Consider the following 25,512-nt stretch of genomic DNA (forward strand, 5'->3'; position numbering starts at 1 on the left):
ATTTTAGCTATTAGATATAGAATTTACAAATAATAACTAAATACCCCAATATTCATAACCGGCCCATGAAGATGGTGCATTCCAATCATCTGATTTCAATAATTTCTTTTGAGCTTCACACAATAAATGGCAGACTGGTTTATCTCCATTAGAAACTATGTGTTCTAAAAGAATTAATGATGGTCGAATGTCAACATCCCACCTACATAGTATTGAATTATTTTTTTGAGATAATATACTGGTCCATACGCTATTACTGGACTGTATGTTATCTGAATAAGGTTGTCCACTTCTACATGTTATTAAGAACATATTTTTGGTATGCAAACTAATATCTTCAATATCATTAACTGATAGATATCGTTTGTCAGGTCCTAAAATAGAAAACGCCCCATTATTTCCGCTTATATCAGGTTCTTCAACACCATGAGCAATCATAACGTACAGGTTAGGTTTTTCTTTTTTAAGAATATCAATGACCAAACGGTTATCTTCACCAAAATCATTTACGATTTCTTTAAAATACTTTTTATTTCGTTCTCCCCAATTCTCTGCTAAAGGGATTGCTCCATCTCGTTTTGGTTTCCTTGATCCAATAGTAAGTATATTATAACTATCTTGCCTTCCTTCATTTTGCCTACGATCTAATAAATTTGTAACTGATAATAGATTATAAATTCCATCTAAAGAGGTTATAAACCATTCCTTTTTATATCTAATTAAGGAAGTTGAGAAATAAGGAATTGACATGTCTGGACATATAAATAGGTTAGAAATCCTTTCAACGTATTTTTGATTAAAAATAGGATGAAAAATTGGTTCAGATACATTCTCACACAATGCTTCAATTTCTTTAATATTCTTAACATCCATATTCTGTGAAAAAGTTTCCCCAAATTGATTAGCAATTTTTTTAAACCTTTGGGAGTCGAAAAAAGCATGTCCAAACTCTAGTTCTTTTCCAGTAATTAATAAATAAACCATTCCCATTGGTGTCAAACAGTACTGATAAAATATTTCATTTTCTTGCAATTTTTCTTGAATTTGAGATAAATCATTTACTTGTATTACTGGTAATGATTTTAAATAGGGATGGATTTCTAATAATTCTTTTTGCAATGAAGAAAACTTTTGAGTTTTTTGTTTATATTCGGTACTTTCTATATCAGCTTCGATTGTCATTAGTTCATCATACAACATTAGGTAATTATTAAATTTTTTCTCTGCATCCTCAGAGACTTCTCCTTCATAAAGTCGTTTTTCTGTAATTGTTCTCGGTGCAATTTTAATTAAATTTAAAATAGCTTCCTTTTCGAGATCTTTTTTTACATCTGCTGGAGTCTCTTTTAACTTGTTCAAGATAGCGAGAGTTTCAACATATGTTCTAAAAAGTAAATTTGTTTTATCGCTGAGGTTGGCTCTTTCTTCTCTATGAAAAACACTATTCCTTTGTTGTTCTATATCTCCAATCGCTATTTTTAATAAATCCTTATTTATAAGTAGGATTTCTAATAAATTATATTGTGAATCTTCTCTTGTTAACAAAATCTGTGACCACGTAAGCATGTTTTTCCATCTTATATCCATTCTTACTTCTAATAATCTCGCCGCTTTTTTAGCTTTATTATATAAAAGCTGAACTGCTTCATCACGATTTCCACTTTGGATACAAACAGTTATATAATTTGAAAAGTGGATTCCCCAATTCTCATTTTCCTGGTTTTCGTCTACTAGTACAAAAGGCTTTAATAAATCGTAAGCTTTTTCCCACTCTTTTTTCAGCATTAAGCCTTGGATTTCTACAAGTTTAGAATCCTCTCCTGCTACTCTTGAGAACTTTTCATAAAACTCATTTAATTTTTTTCTGTCTTCTAAACCAAAAATGTCATTATTTGAAATCCATAAATGAATAATAGTTAAGCCTTTATCAATAAGATAATAGTTTTTCAAGAATATTCCCTTTTTTATTGTAGCAATTGCACAAATTACTCCTTCAATCTCTCTTCCTAATCTATATTGTGAGTCACCCCAAGCGGCAATTCCTAGTGCAAATGAAAGATCTCTAAGATTATCATTATCTATTATACGGTTATAATAGTTTAATGTAGTTAAGGCATGATTATTAGCATCTTGATAATATCCCAGATAAGAGAACCAAGTTGATGCCTCAAATCTTAACCACAAATCATTTCTTTTATTTTTCTCCTGCTCAGCAAGAATTAAGGCACCGGAAATTATATTAATAATATCTTCCTTGGAATATGCCTTTTTAGTTTTATATTTTCTAATAAGTCTTACTGCATTTATAGAATTAGTTTCAGATAGATCATTTTCAGTATATTTATCCACGCTATCTTGCATACCTTCCAGATCCGCTTTATTCCAATCACTTATTTCGTTTCTTAGTCTCCTAACTATGCTTGTTTTCCACGCATCTTTGCTTTGAACATCATCTATAAATCCTCTTAATAAGTTATGTCCATTATCCTTTAAGAAAATAAATTCAATTTCATCCACAATTAAGTCTATTCTTTTAGAAAGTAAAACATCATTATCTCTTTCTTTTGCTAAAGGTTTTAATTTTAATGCTTTTTCTACATTATGATAGTTTGCTAAAATATCCATTTTTTCATTTATGACTTCATATGACTGATTAAAAGTATGAGAAAGTTTAATTTTAAATAGGTTTTCAGAAAACTTATACATACTTTTATATAAGAATTTCCAAATTAATGCAGACCTATAATATACCTCATTCTGTAAATCAGGTTCTTCAACTGCTATTGATAAAAGATACCCTTCGGCATCTTGACCGTTTGATGGAGGATTACTTTGAAGCTCTGCAGTTCGAGCTAATAGCTCAAAATATTTGTTACCTGTTAACTTTAAAATTTCTCTAAATAATTTACCTGATTTATCATATTCTTTTATTCTATTGTAAAAATTAGCACTTTCTTGCAATAGGAAAGCGTCTTTAACATTCATAGTCAATATATCTTCTATTAACTTCTTCCTCTCATCAGTATCTAAAACTCTAGAAGAGGTTATAAATGAGGACGTCAAACCCGGCATCCACTTGTCCTCGAGATATAGTTCTTTTAAAATCTGATAAGATTCAGCATAATGTTTTCCACTATTTAATAAATCAGCATATATCAATTTCAATGAATTATTTAGAGAAGTATAGTCAGATTTCAATAGATTTAAAGCTTCCTCTTTATATCCATTTTTTAAATACGAAGTAAATCTTAAAGTTTTTTTCCACTCAGTTGGAAAATTCTCTTGTCTTTCTATGAAGGATAGTGATTCGTTTAGCTGCATAGCATCTATGATTTTAAGGATCTCATTAAGGCTTATATCATTTGAATCTGATTCTGCAGGAATCATTATATTTAGTTCAACATTCTTATCATCTTTATATTTAGCAAATATTTGTTTAGCCATATTAGAACTTGTTTCAAAAATAGCAACTAGGTTAGAAATACTGTGATCTAATAAATTGTTTATTTCAATTACTTTCTCCATTCCTGTTTCAATGTTAACTTGATCTGGAGAATACAATTTAATCTTTAATTCACCGTATGTTTTTTCTATACTTGGTGTGGAATCAAATTGGGATAACCTCTCTGCCCCGAAGATAATTAGCATATTTTCCTCTGAGTTTAAGTCCGCCTCATCTAGAATAACATTCAGATTTAATTGAGTAGGCTGATAGATGTTTATTCTATAGAGGTTTGCACTTAAAATTTCATTCGAAGCTGAAACCTTTTTTAAAAAATCTTCTAATTTTGAAGTAGAATATTTTAATAGTGCAAGGTTTAAGATCCCACTTTCACTTTTACTTAATAATTCCACCATTACTTTTTCAATAGCTATCTGTTCAACCATATAATTAGCAGTTAAACATACTGTAAAACTTTCTTCACATAGCATTGGAATTTCGTTCGACATAATTTTTTCCTCTTTTCTTATATGTATGCTGAATGATAATTGATATCTTAATTTATGTAATGTTTTATTAAGCTAATATATTCATTATACAAAAAAATTAACAATCTTTTCTGACTCTATTTCTACATTTTCAATGGTCATAGGAACATAAGGATTTAGTAATTAAAAATAGAGTGCGATAATGGAAATATCCGCACTCTCTCAAAAAAGAGTATTCAACAATCTGGCCCTTTAACGGAGTAACTTATTGTCACTCAACAGGTCCTTAATCGAACTTTTTATTAAAATTTTCTTTTCTTTTTCACATAAAAACACCCCTTTAGATAACCATCCAAAGGGGTAAAACGGTACATCTTTTTTATAAACGGTATAGCTTTCTTATAAACGGTACATCTTTCTTTCAAATCTACACTTGACCACGATAGACAACAGCAGCACTTGCAGCACTTACTTTATTTATAATCCCAAAATAATCTACAATTGGTGTAAAAAACTGCATAAAAAGAGCTACCGACATAATATACGGTAGCCATTTAAACCTTAATTTATTTTTTTTACTCATTTTCGTTCTCCCTTTTATTTCTAGTGCTCTCTCCATCAAAACATCTAATGCTTACCATTCGATTGTTCCCCATGTGCGACCACTATCAGACTCCATCTCTCCTTTATCTGTGGTCTTTCCTTCCCATGTTGTTCCAGGTTTATCTGCCGGTGGTGTCCATGAACTTTTACTTGAACCATTATTTTTTCCAGAATTAGATAAACTACTGGAATTTTTTTTACTCGATGAACTACTGTTTTTTGTAGTCTTATTAGAGCTGCCTGAAATATTTGAAGATGACGTACTTACATTATTACCAGACTGTGTCTGTTTATTGGATTGTGTTAGTTGGGCCTCCTTGGCTTTCTTTTCAGCTTCTTCTCTTACCAATAAATATTGATCTACTTTGTTTAGTGCTTCTGATAAATCTGTCTTTGCCTTCTCTTGTTTAATTTTATTAATTTCTTCTTTTACTTGGTTATAACCATCACGCGACACATCTGATTTGATCTCTTTTTGCTCTGCACTGGCAAACATTTGATTCACTTTCTCTGTAGCTTCTTTAATCTGTTTTACCTGTTGCTTTTCTTCATCAATGATCTTTTGCTGTTCTGCTACAAATTTCGGTTTGATATCCTTCAATTCTTCTACTTTTTTATCCACTGCATCAAAGGTTGCATTTTCCACAACAGCACCTTTATCATCAAGTAGATTATTTACTAAATTTTGTAGTTCAAACATGTTTTGTGCATAACCAAAATCCATGATTGCCGTATTTAATTTCCCTGCATTTTCTATTTCAAACTCTTTGCCTTCTTGGTCCTTCAAGCTACTTTGAATAACATCGAAATTATCTTGAGTTATATCTTCAGCTAAAAACTCTTTTTGGTCATCTTTAAATAACTTATTTATTTTACTTTGTATCCTATTAATCGTTTCTATTTCTTTTTGCTTAACTTCAATTCTAGCCTTTTCTGCCTCTACTTTTTGACTATAAGCAAAGCCACTGCTTACCCCAATTGCTATGACCGCCGTCAATAACACCAACCAAAACTTTTTCTTTTTCATAAACATTGCCTCCCTTACCTATACATAATTATCCATTATCCTTTTGATACTTTTACCATTTGATTAAAAAGACACCTGCATTATAGCAAGTGCCTGTAATATTACTTATTTAAAAATTTGGGTTCAAGACCATTGGCCAATATTTCAGCGAGTAACGTTCCCCATAATCAATTCAGTTAGTTTCTTGTTTTTTTCTGCCATATTATTTAGAACCAATTCTTTTCCGTATGTTTTTTCCGCAAGAATCAAATCACAATTGTTGATTTAAAAGAAAGTTTGAACAAAAAACACAAACCCGTATTTTACGGTAATATGAAGAACCCATTTTGAACAAAGATGATCAAAATGGATTCTTTTCTAGTAGATTTAAGATTGGTTTTTATAAAAAGATTGATCAGTTTCTACCTGTGTTGCTCAATAATAGCGCCCTTTAACGGAACAACTTATTGTCACTCAACAGTTCCTTTATCGATCTTTTTATTAAAATGTTCTTTTCCTTTTCACATAAAAACATCCCTTTAGAACCATATCCAAAGGGTAAAACGGTACAACTTTTTTATAAACGGTATAACTTTCTTATACACGGTACATCTTTCTTTTAATTCTATACCTATTTCCAATCTTGTTGGCTTATATGTTGTATATGTGGACTTAATGCAGCTTGCCATTTTATGAATTTGTCAACAAACATTGGCATCCCTATCTCCCAGGTAGAAGAATCTAAGCTACATTCATTAATATCGAATTGAATTCGACTTGATTTATTCTCATCCATCCTTCTCCAAATTAATTTTTCGCCAAACTCTTTTTCTATATTTTCTTTACAAGAATAAAAATAGTCGTATATCTTTTTATTCGTTTCGGTGCTACTTTTTTCAATTACTAGTTGAAGAGAAGAGTTTTTTTGTCGAACGATTAAAGAGTGAATTATTCCACCAATTCCAGTTGCACCGTTAAGCCAGTTATCCATCGTTGGGCTTACATTTCGATAGATAGACGTTTCTTTGTTTAGATGAACAAGCAATGTTTCCCAGAATTTCACCCTTTTATGATGCCGTTCCGCTACTTCTTTTTTCTCGTTACCCATATTTTTCACTTCTTGGCTGGGACCACTAATTTTTGTGAAAAGCGGTGACACTGATGTATCACCTAACTTAATAACCTCTAACTTAAATAGATACCAGCTCGTGTCTATAGGTGTAATTTCATTTAGCCATTCAAAAACTTCTACGTGTTCAACCCTTGGTTCGGGTGTAATCCAAATAACCGTTTTAGCGGTCGTTCCAACTGCGTAAGTTAAGATTTGCCCTAAGTGAGTATGGTCTGTCTTTTCGAGTTGATTTTCGATTATTACGCTATTTCCTTGCTCGTCCTCACAGAATATGTCTACATTAAATGAACCAATTTGTTTTTCGGTTTGAATAACGTTTAAATTAATATCTAATTTTTCATTTAGAAAATCGATATTAACAGCCAACCATTTTGTAAAATTCCTTGGTTCATTTGCCCATACTTCTCTGACGTTCAAAAGCTCTGCTTTTTTTATTTCCATATGTATTTTTCACCCCTAATAAAATCCCTATTTTTACATTTCTAGGTCCCTGTAAAAAAACTGCTAGAAGAGATTTTTTATAAAAATCCAAGGTACAAAACTTTTCTAGAAAGGTATAAATTAAGGTTGTAATCCACTGAAGTACTAATTAAAATTAACTTTTTCATTTAACGGTAAATACAAAAATCAAAACTTATGTTAGCCAATTCTATTCTTTCTACATACCGGGCATTTACTACCATTAACCCTATTGTATATTGTTTCATTCCATTCGTGGCCACATTTCCCAAGCCACCATACATTTTTTTCTCCATTACCAATTACATTTGATGGTTTTAAATCTCGGTTTTTGGTGGGGTGCCATTCTTTTGCAAGTTCGGGGTTTTTTGTTTCGAAATCATCAAAGCCTCTTAAGACCTTTTGATTTGCACAATAAGGACAGCCTGTGCCCCTATTTCTACTAACCGTCTTCGCTTCCCATTCGTGGCAACATTCCCCAAGCCACCATACTTTCTTTTCTCCATTTGCAATCACATCTGATGGTTTTAATTCTCCATTTTTAATGGGATGCCATTCTTTTGCTAAAACAGGATTTGTGGTATCCAAATCATTAAATCCTGCTAAGACTTTTTTATTTGAACAAAACGGACAACCAACGCCACTATTTCTGCTACCTATTGTGGATTCCCATTCGTGGCCACAATGACCGAGCCACCATACTTTCTTATGACTCCCATTTAAAAAGCCGGACGGGAGTAAATTCCCGTTTTTAGTGGGATGCCATTCTCTTGCTAAATCAGGATTTTCAGAAGCTAAGTCGTTAATCCCTTTAATCAAACTTCTTCTATGACCAATCTTTCTTCCGGTGGAATTTTCATAACATCTAGGGCAGTCATTTCCATTGAACCTGTTGTTAACTTTAGCTTCCCATTCGTGGCCGCATTGTCCTAACCACCAGACATTTTTATTTGAACTATAAGAAATTTTTTCAGGTGTTAAAACTCCATTTTTTGTTGGATGCCAATCTTTCGCTAACTCTGGATTCATAAATGCAAGTGACTTTGCTTTTTCGGATATTAAGTACATTTCCATTATTTTGGGCCGATCACGAGATATGTCTATATCTGCTACTAGGTTCATCTTATATTTTTCATTCACATAAGCGATAATAAATTCAACGCAATCCTTCAGTTCTTTTTCATTTAATGACTTTCTCACATAACAATTTATTTTATTAGGTAACACCGGGCAATTAGGTTCTCTAATACGAATTACATCTATTTCATTCTCTTGACATAGTTCATTCTTTTTTATATCTTTTAAAGCATTTTTGTGATAATATTCGCCGTCATACTCAATTGCTAAGGATATACTCGGAATAAATATATCCAATTCTTTTTTGTTAAGAAATCTAGGTCGATAATTTTCTTGTATATCGTCAAATAATAATTTTAAGTAGTAAAAAATCACTTTTTCGTTGAATGATGACTTTCTTTCCATATCACAATTAGGACAGCCTGTGCCATTCTTTTTTGCTCTATTATTAATGGAAGCTTTATATCTATGCCCTTTTTCACAAACCCACCATACTTTTCGATGAGTTCCGGCTACTACGTTCATAGGTAACAAATCACCGTTCTTTTCAAAATCCCATTCCGTACATAATTCTTTATGAGTTGTAGCTAGATCATTGAATCCGATTAAAATCACCTTATTATTACAAACAGGGCAACGACTTTTCCTACGTACTCGATTACTTGGTGTAGCCTCCCATTCGTGATTGCAAGTTCCGATCCACCAAACTTTTATATCACTAGCTGGACTTATATTATCTGGAGTTAGTTCTCCATTTTTTAAAGGATGCCACTCATTTGCTAATTCTGGATTATGTTTTAAAAGTGATCCTCTTCTTTTAACCAGTGCTTTCTTTATATTTTCTGCTTGTTTCTTTTTACGACAGCTATCTTTTGGACATTCCCTGCCTCTTATTCTATGACTTAGGCTACTTTGATAACTTTGATTACACTTTGGACAAACCCACCATACCATTTTACTACTTCCTCCAATAACGTCAGATGGTAGCAAGTCGCCGTTTTTTATATAGTCCCATTCCTTTGCTATTTCTGGGTACTCGGTAGCTAGATCATTTTTTCCTCGAATTAATTTACGTCTAGGTGCTATACTTCTACCAGTTTTCTCCTTATAACATATAGGACAACCAGTTCCACTAGTTCTATTCTTAATAGTAGACTCCCATTGGTGATTACAGCTACCAATCCACCATACTTTTTTTTGACTACCGAATCCGATTTCTTTATCACTAATACCTTCATTTTTTTCATAATCCCACTCGGATAACAAATGTTCCTTGTGATTTTCTAAACACCATTGAAAGAAACTTTTTTTCATAAATTACATCTCATTTCACTAATAGATATGTTCCTTTAAATATTAAAATTAATTCTACAATTAGAATCATAAATCCATTTCCAACTAATCTACCATTTAGTTCAAAAAAGAAAGCCACCCTTTGGCAGCTTTTTTCCTAATACATTTTCTTTTCTACATTCAGTAAGTATTTCCCTTTTCCACTAACTTGCTTCGTTAGTTTAAGTTCGACCCTACACATTCTCATCTGTATTTTAACATAAATATCCAATTTTCTTCAAAGTAAGTTATTCAATTAAATGGCCCGATTGTGGAACAAGGAAAAATCCTGAATATCAACACAGGATTTTTAATCAAACTTAATTATAAATTACCAATCTTTATTTTAAATAATCGAACTATGTTTTAAATGATCAATCTTTTTATAAAACTTCATCTCAAAAAGAGGAAGTGAGAATCGGACAAGCTCTCTATTTCGATCTACTGATTCAATGGTACAAGATTGACGATGTCAATTGTCACCCAAAAAATGGAGGTTCGAATAAGACGAGGGAAAGGTCAACATTTGAAATGTATGTCCGTAAAAGTACACTTTTACGATCAGGTATTTTTGTTTAAAAAAAGCAGTTTTTTACGTTCGCAAAACTTTGAAATTAATTTATGAACGTTTTCTGCTTTTAACGCACTTTTACGAACGTCTTATAGTAGAATAAGAGTAAAGAGAATCAAAAATGAGGGGAATTTAAAGTGGACGTTAGAAAGTTTGGATACATACGAGTCAGCAGCAAAGATCAAAATGAAATACGACAACTTGAAGCCATGAAGGAAAAAGGGATAGATGATCGAGATATCTTCATGGACAAACAAAGCGGAAAAGATTTTAAGCGTGCTAAATACCAATTACTTAAGCGTCTCTTACGGAAAGGGGACGTTCTCTATATACATTCGCTTGATCGCTTTGGTCGGAATAAAGTAGAAATATTACAAGAGTGGAATGATATTACTAAAAACATCCAGGCCGACATTGTGGTATTGGATATGCCTTTATTAGATACTACTCAATTTAAAGACAACCTGGGTACATTCATTGCCGATCTGGTTTTACAAATTCTTTCTTGGATGGCTGAAGACAAACGAACCCGAATTCGAAACCGACAGCGTGAAGGAATTGATGTAGCTTTGAAAAACGGCGTAGTTTTTGGCAGACCGAAATCGATTATCACAGAAGAGTTTAAACAAGCCTATCATCGATGGAAATCAGGTGAGAAGACAGCTGTGAAGGCGATGCAAGAAATAGGGCTTAAAAAGACAACATTTTATAAATTAGTTAAGGAGTATGAAAAAGAATTAAATAATACAAATATATAATAAAGAAACTCGTCAAATAAGGAGCACCTGCTGGAGAGCAAGTGCTTTTTCAATTTATAGTGATTGGATAAGGTTATGGAAAAAATACATCTTATTTCGCCAAAGAGTCAGTCTTAGCATTAATCCTCATGAATAAGCAGGAATTACCTTTCTTTTATCTAATCTTACAAGCCGTATACGACGCTTTTTAGATAGGGCTTAGATTATAGGCATTTTTTGCAGATGCGTATGCGTGTAGTACTTGTCCACATAATACAATATCCTAGATGCTAGTGTAGTGGGATAACACTTTGATCCTAATGGTCTAAACTGGCTGTTGGGGTCCCAAACAACAGGTACCTAATGATGGTACCTGTTGTTTTTGTATTTACTATTTACGCCTTATAAGTAGTTATATTGTGATCAAACTATCCTTGTTGTGAATTGAACGTGAATGATTTTTGAAAAAAATGGTTTGTAAATAAACAAAAGTGTTCACGTTTTAATATAATTCGTGCATAAATTAAGGATAAGTGGTAATATATATATAATAAAACAGAGTTTGGTAGGAGTTGGAAGTCTGTGTATATGAAAACAGAAATATTAAAATTAATTGAAGGTGGTTTAGAGAAAAATCCAGAAAAAGTAAAGAGTTATGCAAGATTAATTTCAAAAAAACTGCATTCTCAAGGAGAGGAGAAATTCGCCGAACGAATATTAAATGTTCTTAATAATAAAGGAGCACATCCTGTCTACTTAGATGAGTTTATGACAAAGCCGGTTGATAAAGATAGCCGGTTAGATATGGTTGAAGTAACAATGTCAGATGAATTTAAAGATGAATTTGTATTACCAAATCTTACAAAAACAAAACTGGATATGTACATTCAAAATCTTAAAAAAAGGGATAAATTCATTGATTTGGGGTTAGATTTACCTGAATCACTCCTTCTATATGGGCCTCCAGGATGTGGTAAAACAAGTATCGCACATTATATTTCAAAACAAATTGGACTTCCATTGGTTACAGCAAAATTAGATGGTTTGGTTTCATCTCTTTTAGGCAGTACTGCTAAAAACATTAGAAAAATTTTTGAATATGCTCAAGAAAGACCATGTATTTTATTTCTAGATGAATTTGATGCAATTGCAAAAGCGAGAAATGATGAACATGAAGTTGGTGAGCTAAAAAGAGTTGTAAACAGTTTGTTGCAAAATATTGACAATTTTAATAAAAATAGTATACTTATTGCTGCAACAAACCATGAAAAACTTTTAGATCCAGCTGTTTGGCGGCGTTTCTCTAACATAATAGAAGTCCCTAAACCTACAAAGAGTGAAATTTTAGAGCTTATAGAACTCTTTACTATAAAAATGGGTAATAACTTTACAAATGACACCAAAAAATTAGGTATTCTTGCAAATTTATTAGAAGGAGTTTCTCCATCTGAAATAAAAATAATATGTATTAATGCGATGAGAAGAAGTGTCCTCTTAGAAGAAAAATCTTTAAGTTATGCCAATTTGTTATATCAAATCCATTTAAGTAGAGATTTATCAAAGGACCAGGTACAGTTAGTTCGGTACTTAAATAAAAATGGCGTATCCCAAATTGACATTTCAAGAACGTTGGGGATTTCACAAAGACAAGTAAGGAATATAATAAATATTAAGGGTGAAGATAACTGTGGCAAATAATAAAAATCTTCCTATACGAATATTTGAAAAAAGAGAGAACGTTGATGATCGTTTAACAGAAGGTGGCGGAGGAAAACAACCTCCCAAATGGGTATTGAATGATGAAGAGCTACTTAAAAAATCCACATTGTTATTAGACGATTTGATGGATACCTATCCAAAAGTAGAAGGCAAACTAAATAAATATAAGGGAACGCCAGCTGTTATTAAGGCCAAAGTGAATGATGACGCCATAGCAAAAAGTCATAGAAAAGAATTAAAGGATTTGTTCTTATCTAGTAAACAAGACAATCGTGTGATAGGAATTTCGAATGAACAAGAATTATATATTAGGGTAGACAATATAGAGCAATTAAGAGCTGTTGATAGAAATCTAAAGCAGGTTAAACGAAATGAAAAGGCTATTTCCGGAATCGATAAAATTGACACTTATGATCCAATTATTTCATTAGACAATATTAATCCTCAAAAAGACGGAAAATATATATTAAAGATCAGGTTTTTTGATTTTAATAATTATCAATTAAATGATATGGTATTGCGGAATTTTAAAGAACTTATAAAAAATAATCCCCACATCGAGTTGATGAAAACGGTAAAGTACACAGATAGCTTATATATACATCAAGTAAAAACAGACTCATTAGACTCCATAAATTTAATTAACGACTTCAGTCCTCTTATGTCTATTGAACCAATGCCTATGTTGGAAGTGGTGGAAGATGATTTTTTTAGTGAAGCTACTCTGGATATGCCCGAACCTGAAGAAGGAAGAGATTATCCAATCGTTGGTGTTTTAGATTCTGGGATTGCTGATATACAATCGCTTAGATCTTGGAAACTTTCTAGATATACTAATTATCCAGAGGAGTTGTTAAATCCAGCACATGGTACTTTTGTTGCGGGTATAATTAATTTTGGAGATATATTGGAAGGGAAAGACTATACCGGTACAAAGGGATTTAAATTATTAGATGCTGCAGTTTTTCCAAATGCAAACTTAGAATCAATTACTGAGGCAGAGTTGATTGATAATATTAGAGAAGTAGTTGAAGAGTATGGTAAGCATATTAAGATTTGGAACTTATCGCTTGGCAGTAAAACGGATATAAAGAATGCTGAATTTTCAGAGTTCGGAACCGCGTTAGATAATATTCAAGATGAAAACAATATTTTAATAATTAAGTCTGTTGGAAACTGTAAAAATTTCCTTGATGGAAGACCCGTTAGTAGAATTGCTAGGGGAGCTGACTCCGTTAGAGCATTAACTGTTGGCTCAATAGCCCAATCCAAAAATGATTCTGACGCTTCCGAGCTTAATCACCTTTCACCTTTCAGTAGAATTGGACCTGGTCCATCAAATATAATAAAGCCAGAATTAGTTCATTATGGTGGAAATTGTGGTGTTGATAATAATAGGCCAATACCAAATGGTGTAACTTCCTTTGATGTTAATGGCAATATTTCTAAAAATATTGGTACTAGTTTTTCCACCCCAAGAGTTACAGCTATCGCAGCAGATTTACATAATCGTATTGGTGAGGATTTTGATCCCGTATTAATTAAGGCTCTTATGATTCATTCGGCTAAATATCCATTAGAAGTTGATTTGCCAAATAACGAAAAAGTAAATCAATTAGGATTTGGGATCCCTGGTAAAGCGGAAGATATTTTATATAATGATCCATATGAAATTACACTTGTCTTAAGGGATACACTAAGCAAAGGGGAATTTATTGAAATTTTGGATCTTCCGTATCCACCTTCAATGATTAATGGGGATGGTTATTTCTATGGTCAAATATTTTTAACATTAGTTAATACACCAACCCTTGCAGTAAATCAAGGACCAGAGTATTGTCAATCAAATATAGAGGTTGCCTTAGGTACATATGATGAGAAGACCAGCAGAGATACTAGTGTAGCTACTATTAGAAACCCGATAGGTAGAATAGGGGGTCAAAATCTACTAACTTCTAGTATTTTTAGTAAGAGGAAAATTAGCGAAACAGAAAATTTCGCAAGATCAGAAAAGGTTTTACTGCAGTATGGAGACAAATTTTACCCAAACAAAAAGTATGCAGTTGATCTATCTGAATTGACTCAAGGAAAAAAGGAGAAATTTTTACTGTCACCTAAAAAATGGTATCTAAAAGTAGAAGGGCTTTATCGGGAATACATCGAGACTCAGGCTGAACAAGAAAGAATGGGGCTTTCACAGGATTTTTGTATTCTAATTACTTTCAAAGATCCATTAAGAGAAAAACATGTATACGATGAAATATCACAATTACTTGATTCTAATAACTTTATCCATAGAAGTATTAAAATTAGGCAGGATATTGATATTCAAGTAGATTAATTTTCTGGGAGAATAATATACAGTTATAGAGTGGGGGAGTTAACATTAAGAATAAAAACTTTGATCTTTTTAAAGAGATGTATTATTACGAATTAGAACAAAAAGAAAGATTAAATGGTAGAGTAACTATCCCTATAGCAATATTGAGTCTCTTAGTCGGATTGGTAATTTATTACTTTAATAGTTTAAAAGATATAGAAATAAATGGGTGGGGTATCGCTTTTTTTGTATTGTATGGATTATTTTTCCTATCAATTCTATTTTGTGGATACTTGATATTTAAAGCAACTTACAATTATGAATACCACTATCTACCTGATCCTGTAACATTACAAAATGATACCGATCAAATAATTGATTATTACGAATCCAATTATGATATTTATTTTCAAAATGCAGGAGATAAATCTGAATTAATTTCAAAAGATATAAACGAAATGTTGTTTAATTATTATAAAGATTTTACAACCCAAAATACAAAAATGAACAATATGAAGGTCACATATTCAAGATATTTAGGATATGCAACAGTTGTTGCCCTCCTCTTTGCTTTATTTACAGTATTTCCTTTTCAGGTTTCTTTTAAGGATGATAAAATAAACAAGGTGGAAATTCAGAAAATTGATAAAGTAATAGACGAGTTGGAACAAATAAACAAAGGAGAATTAAATAGACAATGAGTAACAATAACAATAATGGTCAAACTCCACCACCCAAGCCACAGCCTTCTGGTCCCAGAGTAGTTTTAGAAAATTTCGACATAAACGATTTAATCAAACCAGAAGAAAAAAAATAATCATTAATGGAGATGTCTAAAAAATTGGGCATCTCTTTTTAGTAAAGAGTATAAACACTCGTGGTCTGGTTAATATCATGACGTAATTGAATTATCTTATAGTGACCTTTATTAAAATCCCTATATCTAGAAAAGAGTGGAAAAATTAAATTCTAGTGAGGACCACCCGGGGAACAATTGGAGATACTTTGCGGACAAATTTGGGCAAACTGTCTCCAATATCAAAGACTGAATCATAAAGTGACTTAATAAAAACCTTGTTATACCAATACTTTTATAATTAACTTTTATAATCATAAGTATATCCATCATTGACAGGGTTGAGGTCGCAGGTTCGCTCCCAGTTGGAATCAAACGCTGACAATCCACGTTAAATTATCATTGTCGGCTTTTATTGTGTGACTTGTTCCAGAATTTATAGTCAGTTCTTTCGTATTTCATAAAACGAAAAGGGCGTTCGGTGAGGGAATGAAAACGAAGGCGGCGTGCAGCCACGACAGAAATCTATGTATTCTGGACGATTTGTTCGGATTAAAAACTCTCGATTGATTTTATATGTAAATCACTTCAAATCTTATCCGTTAAACTAGGCATATAATACATTATATACCTTAATAAAATGTATCGAGATTAAGTAGGTATTCAAAACTTCTTCAAAAATTTTATAAAAGTTATGGACGGAAGGCTTATCTATTTATCTCTTCAATTACACTTATTTATAGGTAATTGAAATGGTATCCTATTCATTAAGCAACGGATTTAGATAAATAGTAACTTCTGTATGTAGTGTGATGTAAACACAAGTAAGTTTTTGAAACGACATATTAAAAGATATTCAAAGTGAAAGGAGTTTCACAATGGTAATTAGGTATTATTTAACGAATTAAAATGTTACTGCTAGAAACTACTTCCGATTTGTTAAGGAAATAAAGGGTCTCATAAATGCTCATACAAATGCTCATACATTTTTTATTATTTATTATTTTTCATTTCTATGAAAATATTAAAAAGCCTATAAATCAATATTTTTTTAACCTGGATTAATCGTATTGTGTTAATAGAGAAATGGGCGGCATGATGTAATAACGCCTTACTAAATAAAAAGAAGCTTCTTTATGAGTCATTAGACTTTTGAGAAGCTTCTTTTTTGCTGTTAATCAAACGTTTGATTAATAATGAAGTGCTATATGTTCAAAACAATTTGTGGAACATTACTGTGAAACAAGAATAATCTGGTGTGCCTGTAACGCTAGATAATAGATTGCCTTTTCATTTATCCAACATTAAAATTAGCTGTATGAGCGTTCAAAAAGGTTTGGAGGTAAATCGATGAATGTAAATCAGTAAACATTACTAGATTGGATGAGAGAAGACGTACCATATTTTGATTTGACCACACATTTATTAAACATTGGGGAGCAAGCTTGTATAATGGAATTTTATACAAGAGAGGATGCCATTATTCCGTAACCTCTGTCAACCTTAGTTCTTTGTGCAGCAAAATTCCTGCATTATTAAGGTGGTTCAGGAATTTCAATCCATAAAAGATTGGATGTAAAATTCAGCCCATAATGTAGCCCAAGATAATTGTAATCTAAGATTCTTCTCCATAAGTCTTAAATTTTCTGTTTTGTTGCAACAGCAAATATAATCTACGAATAAGTGTTTCCTTCCTTTTTTTCTTCTCTAACACTTTACTTTTAAGATTAAATGACATATTCGCACCTCGAAAAATTTTAAATTTAGTATTTTGATTATCAATAACCTATATATATGTGTAAGTTGAAGGTTGATAGAAAAATCGTATTGGTTTGTAAGAAAGTTTACTTTTTACTTCTTTTATGGGGTCTTAATTACCTCGATGTCTTGTTTATTAAGTGTGATCGGACTTTTTGATTAACGCTTATATTATTCGACAATATTCTTGTTTTTTTGTACTTCATCTATAAAAAATATCCTCTATAGGAAATAGACATTCCCAAATCTTTCAAAAGTAACACCTCTTTTTTCTTACCAAATTTATCTATACCATAGGCAGAAGGTCTCTTCAGAGGATGATAAACTAACTTTTATAGAACCGATTAAGCTTGTGTGAAGAATAAGAACATAACAAAAGCGGGGTTTTTCCAGATTCCTCATTTGTAGTATGCTGAGGTATTTAAAAAATGAAATCGCCAGTGTTTACATACTTTTATGTGGATATAAAGTTTGTGAAGGATTGTACTTAAATATACCGCATTTTTTGTACACATCGTTAAAGATATTACACCCTCCCACCTTAGGGGCGGCATGATGTAAGGCTTTTGAGCCTTTCATAGGGGAATTAGTTTAGACTATTCTCTCCCATATTTTTCCCTCATTTTGAGAAGTAGTCATGTAAATAATTTATATCAATAGCAATAACCACTTCCTATAAAAATTAGGGAGTGGTTTTTTGTGTTGTTAAAATTTGCGTATCATTCGGGCTTACTGTTCTAAGACCTGGGACCTAGAAAAGGTTCATGCCAGGGGCTGTTACAGGAAAGCTTGAAAACTTGTAAATTATAGAAGTGGAACTGCGTTAAAACAGAGTGTAGATGTAGAGTACTGTTTAGGAAGAAAAGTAGGTTTAATTAAAATGTGATTGGGAAGAGGTGAATATTGAATCCTTTAACAAAATTGTATTGAAAAAAGATAAATGGTCATTTAGGATTGTATTTTTACATTATTTTTGCAAAAAAACAATATTTTGTTAAAACAATACATAAATTTCAGGCAGAAGTCTAGTACAATAAAAAAGCGCGATGAATCAAAGATGAAAATAAAGGGGGCAAATATTAAATGACTTTACTTACAAAATGGGCCTTTAAAAATAAAGCGGCTTTAATAGTCGTTGTTATTTTATCGTTAGTAATGGGAGTTGTGAGTTACTTTACACTTCCCATGGAATTCTTGCCAGAAGCGGATAATCCACAAGTTACGGTGGTGACACTTGGGCAGGGATATGATTCGAAAACAATGGTGGATGAAGTCACTACACCCATTGAGAATGCCGTAGTAGCTGTTAAAGGAAAAACCAATGTATATTCTACGACAGGTGATGGGTACTCACAGATCAACATTTCCTTCGATTCCAAAACAAAAATGAAGGAAGCAAAGGCTGAGGTTGAAGAAAATATCAATCAAATCAACATGCCTGAAGGGGTGCAAAAGCCTAAAGTTGTTCAACTTAATACAAACCAAATTCCTATTGCTCAAGTTTCTTTAACATTTAGCAATGGATTAACAAAAGAAAATATGGAAAAGGCTGCAAAACAAATTGAGCCTAAATTTAAATCTTTAGATGGAATTGGCCGTGTTACTTTATATGGGAAAACAGATCCAAGAGTCGTAATCCAATTGGATAATACGAAAATGGCAGCTGCCCATATCCCGCTTCAATCAGTGATGGGGGTTCTCCAAGGACAGAATTTGGCTGTATCTATTGGAGAAAAGCCGATTGATGGAAAAATGTCCAACTTGAAGGTTATTGGAAATATCAATAGTTTAGAAGCAATCAATAATCTAACCATTCCTTTACCTGTACCTAATGCACCAAAAGTAAAATTAGGCGATATTGCAACAGTGAAGCAGGAATCGAATCAGGAAAGCATTACGCGTATAAATGGGAAGGAAGCTCTAGTTCTTGTAATAACAAAGGCTGATAATGCAAGTGCTGTGACCGTTGGGAAAGAGATTACAAAAGAAGCCAAAAAAATCTCTAAAGAGGTATCAGGTGCAAAGGCAGAAGTTGTTTTTGCTACATCTGACATGGTTCAACATTCAGTCAATAGCATGATGAGAGAAGTTTTAATGGGAGCACTTTTTGCAACTATCGTCATTGTTTTATTCTTAAGAAATATCCGTGCAACCTTCATTACGATTATCTCGATTCCACTTTCATTAGGAATTACCCTATTTTTATTATTGAAATCAGGAATCACCCTAAACATTTTGACCCTAGGCGGAGTTGCTGTAGCAGTTGGCCGTTTAGTAGATGATAGTATCGTAGTGATTGAGAACATTTTTAGAAAAACACAAGAAAAAGAGTTTAATAAATCTACTGTTCTAGAGGCGGTAAAAGAAGTGGCGACAGCTATTACTTCTTCAACGCTCACAACGGTCGCGGTTTTCTTGCCTATGGGATTAATTCAAGGTTCTCTTAGAAGCTTTATATATCCATTTGCATTAACCATCACCTATTCATTGCTTGCTTCACTTGTAGTAGCATTAACGGTTGTCCCATTAATGAGTTTTGGAATGCTGAAAAAAGCAAAGCTGCCTGCACATAAGCAGCCAGTGCGGTATATGAAAGTATTAAGATGGTCCCTTAACCATAAATTCATTCCGATCTTGCTAGCTGTTTTCTTCTTTGTAGGATCCATTGGCCTTTATTTTGCCATGCCAAAGGGAGCCATTGATGCTAAAAATGCAGAAAATGTAGCGATTCAATTAACATTCCCGAGTCAAACCCCAATAGATACAGTCAAAAACAGGGCAATTGAATTTGAAAAGAAAGTCAAAGACCTTGATGGATATAAATATCTCATCACTCAAGCTGGAACAAATTCAGATGAAGCATCATGGGGTCAGGTAAGCAACCCGACTGAAGCAACATATACAGTAATCATGAAAGATGGCGCTGATGCGGACAAATTTATGAAAGGCGTTAAAAAACTCAAAAATGAGTTTTCAGAGGCGGACCTTTCTGTTTCAGCAGGTTCTATGATGGGATCTTCTTCAAGCTCTGTAATTACCCTAGACCTTGTTGGTAAAAAGACTTCAGATCTTATTGATGCATCCAATAAGGTAATGGATAGTATCAAGGGAATTAAAGGGGTAAACAAGGTTACAAGCAACCAAGAAGAAACAAAACCTGTTTATACGATAAAAGTTGATTCAAATGTGACAAATACACAGCAGATAGCAACACAACTTCATGCTCTAATGAATCAAACACCAATTGGAACAGTGAAAATAAACGAGAAAGAAACTGTAGTGTACCTGAATGCAGGCTTTAATCCAACATCAAAGGCGGATTTAGAAAACAGTAAAATCATGACTGAAACAGGTGTTGTTTCACTTAGCACTATTGCATCTATTGATAAAAGTGAACAATCAAGTACGATTCTTCATAAAGATGGCGATCAATACTTGCGTGTAAGTGCTCTTGTAGATTCTGATAAACTTTCAGTCGTATCGGACAAAATTAATAATGCTACAAAAGACCTTAAGCTGCCTAAAGGAGTTAAGCTTGCCACAGGCGGGGCATCAGACCAACAATCAAGCGACTTTGCTGACTTAGGATTAACCATGCTGGCATCCATTGGCCTCGTATATTTGATAATGGTTATTACCTTCAAAAACTTACGGACACCAATTGCAATCTTAATGACTTTACCGCTTGCCTCTATTGGAGCGATTTTAGGAATGTTAATTACAGGCGTATCCATTGACCCTACCGCATTGTTTGGAGCATTAATGCTCATCGGAATTGTTGTTACTAACGCTATTGTCCTAATTGACAGGGTTAAACAAAATGAGGAACATATGATCATAAGAGAAGCGATTATTGAGGGTGCAGCAACCCGGATAAGACCAATCTTAATGACAGCAGTAGCTACAATTTGTGCGATGCTGCCAATTCTATTTGGTGATCCAGAAACAGGATCCCTTGTGTCAAAAGGTTTAGCAGTCGTAGTAATTGGCGGTCTAACAGTGGCAACCCTACTGACATTAGTAATCGTACCAGTGTTCTACGAGCTACTTTATTTTAGAAAATCTAAAAAGCAAAGATTAAGTAGCGATAAATAACAAAATATGAAGGGACTATTGGTTTTTCCCAATAGTCCCTTTTTCTGATAAACTTATGCTATTTCAAGCAGTTTAATAAAAAGAACACAATCGCCAACAAATCTCAAAGAAATTTATGGTGCTGAGCTATCGAAACTACATCAAGAACTACACCATATGTTTTCAAATAACGTTTAGTCCATACCCTGCTTCATTTTCTGTAGTTTCGAACGATATCGATACACACTTGGCTCAGATACCATCAACTTATCAGCAATATGGCTGATAGAACCTTTGAGTTTAAAGATACCTGCACTTTCAAGCTTTTCAATTAACTCCACCTTTTCCTCTTGGGTCAGGCGCTCGGTTGGAATTTGTTTTTCTTCCTTAAACTCTTCTATAATAGAATCCACGATGTCTTCTGGATTTTCAAAGAAGTTTTCCGTTTCGGTATGGGCGGAATCAAGTGAAGGTTGAATGGTGCTGAAGTCTGTAGGAGCTTCTGATGGTAATTTTAAACCTCCGCCAAAACCTAAACGAAGAATTTCCTGGCTTAAGTCAATGAGCTTAGAATTGTCGATATTAATACAAACCATTCCTAATAACTGCCCGTTTTCTTTTATAAAAAAGGTGGAAGAATTTAATATCTTATTATTCATCGTTTTACCCTTATAATTATAAACATAATCTTTTTCTTTCCAAACTTCGCTTTTTATAAACTTAAGAGCAAGATCTGTTAAGGGCGACCCTACTTTCCTGCCGCTGATATGACCGTTTGCAATTGCGACAATGCAATGTTTTTCATCACTTACGTCCTGCAGGGCGATTTCACTGTTTTCACCCATAACCAATCCTAAAAACCCAACTAATTCTTTGTAATAATCCATAATTTTGCTCATTTAGGACACATCCCTTCTATGAATCTATCAATAAGTTTGAGTGCAGATAATGAAATTTTTATAGGTATCATCCATATAGTACCATATAAAAATTTATTATTGTAATAAAAAAGTTCCTTGTTAATAAAATTTTCGTTAATATAAAAAATTATCATAATGATAATAATTTTTTATTGACTTGTTGAAGAACACGAAATAAAATAAAAGTATAAAAACTAAGGCGGTGTCGACATGAAGGAAATACTCAATACAACAAACGCGCCAAGCGCTATCGGGCCTTATTCTCAATGTGTTGTAAAAAAAGGGATTGCGTTTGTTTCAGGACAATTACCAGTGAACCCCGAAGACAATACTATCCCAGAAGGTGTAACTGAACAAGCGAAACAGTCACTAAGCAATGTTAAATCCATATTGGAAAGCGGCAACTATAGTTTAGATGACGTTGTGAAGACAACCGTTTATTTAAAAGATATGAATGAGTTTGGCGCCATGAACGAAGTATATGAAAGTTTTTTCTCAGAACCATATCCTGCTAGAGTAGCTGTAGAAGTTGCTAGATTACCAAAGGATGTAAGAGTAGAAATTGATGTCATTGCGATAAAATAATTCACTGGGGATCTTGTAATCTATTGTTTCGAAAAAATGTAATAGGTCGAGTCCTGTTCAATATTCGATAGCACTTTCGGAATAAAACATAAGGTTGTACTATGTATAAAATGTAAGCATTTACATGTTGATAAATATCACTTTCTCTGTCATTAAAAAGGAGTAACATTCCACTTATTGTAAGCGCATTTATGATTTCTAGTATTAAGTAGTTAAAAAATTATCATAATAATAATTGTTATTTGCTTATCAAAAAACACGAAATAAAATTACAAAAAATTAAGGCGGTATTGAAATGAAGGAAATACTCAATACAACAAACGCACCAAGCGCTATCGGGCCCTATTCTCAATGTGTTGTAAAAAAAGGGATTGCATTTGTTTCAGGACAATTACCAGTGAACCCCGAAGACAATACTATTCCAGAAGGTGTAACTGAACAAGCGAAACAGTCACTAAGCAATGTTAAATCCATATTGGAAAGCGGCAACTATAGTTTAGATGACGTTGTGAAGACAACCGTTTATTTAAAAGATATGAATGAGTTTGGCGCCATGAACGAAGTATATGAAAGTTTTTTCTCAGAACCATATCCTGCTAGAGTAGCTGTAGAAGTTGCTAGATTACCAAAGGATGTAAGAGTAGAAATTGATGTCATTGCGATAAAATAATTCACTGGGGATCTTGTAATCTATTGTTTCGAAAAAATGTAATAGGTCGAGTCCTGTTCAATATTCGATAGCACTTTCGGAATAAAACATAAGGTTGTACTATGTATAAAATGTAAGCATTTACATGTTGATAAATGTCACTTTCTCTATCATTAAAAAGGTAACATTCCACTTATGGTGATGCATTAACGGAAAAGTATGTGTTGTATTTAGCAAGGTGGGTATGATTCGCTCTTATTATTTTTATCCGTAAAGCTCGGGATGGCATGGTCGCCCGAAATATCAAGGTAGCCACAATATCGCTTAAGACATACGTGTTACATAACGTTTTATGCCTTGAGCAATGCGAAAGGAATGAATATAAAAATGCAAACAGGTACAATGATGATGCTGATATTACTTTTATCTATAGTATTACTTATATTTCTTATACTTAAACTTAAAATACATCCGTTTATTTCCTTAATCTTGGCGGGTTTGTTTGTTGGATTTGCTACAGGTATGCCCCTACCCAAAATTCTTACTACCATTGAAAATGGAGTGGGTGGAACGCTGGGGGAACTAGCTATTATAATCGCTTTTGGAACGATCTTAGGTAAGATGTTGGAGGTATCCGGTGGTGCTGAACGAGTAGCGCGAACAATGCTGGATACTATGGGAGAAACTCGTGCGCCTTGGGTTATGACACTTGTAGGTTTAATTGCCGGAATTCCAGTATTCTTTGAAGTAGGTTTTGTTTTACTTTTTCCACTGATTTTCATTGTTGCTAGACAAGCTAAGATGTCGCTACTAAGGGTTGGAATTCCTTTAGCTGTATCTCTGATGGTCGTACACTCAATGGTACCTCCACATCCGGCGGCATTTGCTATTACCAATATTATGAAAGCTGATGTTGGTAAAGTTATTTTATATGCACTTCTTATAGGAATACCTACTGCAATCATTGCTGGTCCAATCTGGGCTAAGTTCATCAGTAGAAAGTGTAGTACTGGAGTATTTAATGAATCAGAAGTAAAAGCCCCAACGCCAGAAGAGAAGCTTCCTGGATTTGGAATCACCTTATTTACTATCTTATTGCCTTTACTCATAATGGTAGTAAAAACAATAAGTGTAATATTTCTTACAAAAGGTTCTATGTCTTACAATCTTGTTACATTTTTAGGCAATCCAATTACCGCGTTACTTATTTCAGTATTTGTAGCTTATTATACACTAGGACTTTCTCGTGGTCTAAAGATGAAAGATATATTATCTCTTACTGAGGAAGGATTTAAGTCAATTGCAGGCATTTTGTTGATAATTGGTGGTGGCGGTGCTTTTAATGCCATTTTAATTGCTAGTGGATTAGGTAAAGCGTTAACAGATATTATGACATCATTGCATATGAACCCAATTATTCTGGCTTGGCTAATAGCCATGATTTTACATCTTGCTATTGGATCTGTTACGGTAGCCATGATGAGTGCTGCTGGTATAGTAGCTCCATTGATGGCCGTTTATCCACATTTGAGTCCAGAAATTATGGTTCTAGCTATTGGTGCTGGTGCTATTGGATGGTGTCATGTTAACGATTCTGCTTTCTGGCTTGTAAAAGAATTTTTTGGATTATCATTACCAGATGCGTTTAAGAGCTTCACTGCTGCAACCGTTCTTGCATCAGTTGTTGCACTTGGAGGGGTATTACTTTTAGCACAAGTATTATAAAAAAATCAAGATAAGAAACGAATTAGTGAATTTCTTTGGAATAAACTCTTATTTTAAAGATGTACAGGCTAAAAGTAATAAATTAATTCATTTTATTAACATTGTGAATTGGTTTATTA

General features: G+C 33.1%; 14 protein-coding genes. 8 read left to right on the forward strand and 6 right to left on the reverse strand.

Annotated elements, in window-relative coordinates:
- Positions 1 to 36: 36 nt before the first annotated feature.
- From RTR43_RS17410 to RTR43_RS17430, 5 genes are all read right to left on the reverse strand, one after another.
- Positions 37 to 3,951 (reverse strand): hypothetical protein, encoded by a 3,915-nt coding sequence (locus RTR43_RS17410; RefSeq protein ID WP_312473492.1) that lies wholly within the window; start codon positions 3,949 to 3,951, stop codon positions 37 to 39.
- A 406-nt stretch (positions 3,952 to 4,357) separates the two neighbouring features.
- The gene (locus tag RTR43_RS17415) at positions 4,358 to 4,513 is read right to left on the reverse strand and encodes a hypothetical protein (protein ID WP_312473493.1); all 156 of its coding nucleotides are present in this window, start codon (positions 4,511 to 4,513) and stop codon (positions 4,358 to 4,360) included.
- Between the two features lie 51 nt (positions 4,514 to 4,564).
- Positions 4,565 to 5,560, reverse strand: coding sequence for a toxin Cry1Ac domain D-VI-related protein (locus RTR43_RS17420; protein WP_312473494.1), 996 nt, complete (start codon positions 5,558 to 5,560; stop codon positions 4,565 to 4,567).
- 610 nt (positions 5,561 to 6,170) lie between these two features.
- Positions 6,171 to 7,112, reverse strand: a complete 942-nt coding sequence (locus tag RTR43_RS17425) for a DUF4268 domain-containing protein (protein WP_312473495.1) — start codon at positions 7,110 to 7,112, stop codon at positions 6,171 to 6,173.
- A gap of 198 nt (positions 7,113 to 7,310) precedes the next feature.
- On the reverse strand, positions 7,311 to 9,521 hold the full coding sequence (locus RTR43_RS17430; RefSeq protein WP_312473496.1) for a zinc-ribbon domain-containing protein: 2,211 nt from the start codon (positions 9,519 to 9,521) through the stop codon (positions 7,311 to 7,313).
- A gap of 726 nt (positions 9,522 to 10,247) precedes the next feature.
- Between RTR43_RS17430 and RTR43_RS17435 the strand changes: the two genes are divergently transcribed.
- From RTR43_RS17435 to RTR43_RS17455, 5 genes are all read left to right on the forward strand, one after another.
- A complete protein-coding gene (locus RTR43_RS17435) occupies positions 10,248 to 10,868 on the forward strand; it encodes a recombinase family protein (RefSeq protein ID WP_312473497.1) in 621 nt (206 codons plus the stop codon).
- Positions 10,869 to 11,435: 567 nt separating this feature from the next.
- The gene (locus RTR43_RS17440; protein WP_312473498.1) at positions 11,436 to 12,545 is read left to right on the forward strand and encodes an AAA family ATPase; all 1,110 of its coding nucleotides are present in this window, start codon (positions 11,436 to 11,438) and stop codon (positions 12,543 to 12,545) included.
- On the forward strand, positions 12,535 to 14,907 hold the full coding sequence (locus RTR43_RS17445; protein ID WP_312473499.1) for a S8 family peptidase: 2,373 nt from the start codon (positions 12,535 to 12,537) through the stop codon (positions 14,905 to 14,907). Before RTR43_RS17440 ends, RTR43_RS17445 begins: the two co-directional genes overlap by 11 nt.
- A gap of 77 nt (positions 14,908 to 14,984) precedes the next feature.
- Positions 14,985 to 15,587, forward strand: a complete 603-nt coding sequence (locus RTR43_RS17450) for a hypothetical protein (RefSeq protein ID WP_312473500.1) — start codon at positions 14,985 to 14,987, stop codon at positions 15,585 to 15,587.
- 2,936 nt (positions 15,588 to 18,523) lie between these two features.
- Positions 18,524 to 21,535, forward strand: a complete 3,012-nt coding sequence (locus tag RTR43_RS17455; protein WP_312473501.1) for an efflux RND transporter permease subunit — start codon at positions 18,524 to 18,526, stop codon at positions 21,533 to 21,535.
- Positions 21,536 to 21,708: 173 nt separating this feature from the next.
- Here the strand turns inward: RTR43_RS17455 and RTR43_RS17460 are convergent, their stop codons facing one another.
- The gene (locus RTR43_RS17460) at positions 21,709 to 22,413 is read right to left on the reverse strand and encodes a helix-turn-helix transcriptional regulator (RefSeq protein ID WP_312473502.1); all 705 of its coding nucleotides are present in this window, start codon (positions 22,411 to 22,413) and stop codon (positions 21,709 to 21,711) included.
- 231 nt (positions 22,414 to 22,644) lie between these two features.
- On the opposite strand from RTR43_RS17460, the gene RTR43_RS17465 reads away from it, so the two are divergent.
- From RTR43_RS17465 to RTR43_RS17475, 3 genes are all read left to right on the forward strand, one after another.
- Positions 22,645 to 23,019, forward strand: a complete 375-nt coding sequence (locus RTR43_RS17465; RefSeq protein ID WP_312473503.1) for a RidA family protein — start codon at positions 22,645 to 22,647, stop codon at positions 23,017 to 23,019.
- Positions 23,020 to 23,314: 295 nt separating this feature from the next.
- The gene (locus RTR43_RS17470; protein WP_312473503.1) at positions 23,315 to 23,689 is read left to right on the forward strand and encodes a RidA family protein; all 375 of its coding nucleotides are present in this window, start codon (positions 23,315 to 23,317) and stop codon (positions 23,687 to 23,689) included.
- A gap of 366 nt (positions 23,690 to 24,055) precedes the next feature.
- Positions 24,056 to 25,393, forward strand: a complete 1,338-nt coding sequence (locus RTR43_RS17475; protein WP_312473504.1) for a GntT/GntP/DsdX family permease — start codon at positions 24,056 to 24,058, stop codon at positions 25,391 to 25,393.
- Positions 25,394 to 25,512: the final 119 nt, after the last annotated feature.

The sequence above is a fragment of the Neobacillus sp. genome (assembly GCF_031988165.1).
Lineage (GTDB): Bacteria > Bacillota > Bacilli > Bacillales > Cytobacillaceae > Neobacillus > Neobacillus rhizosphaerae.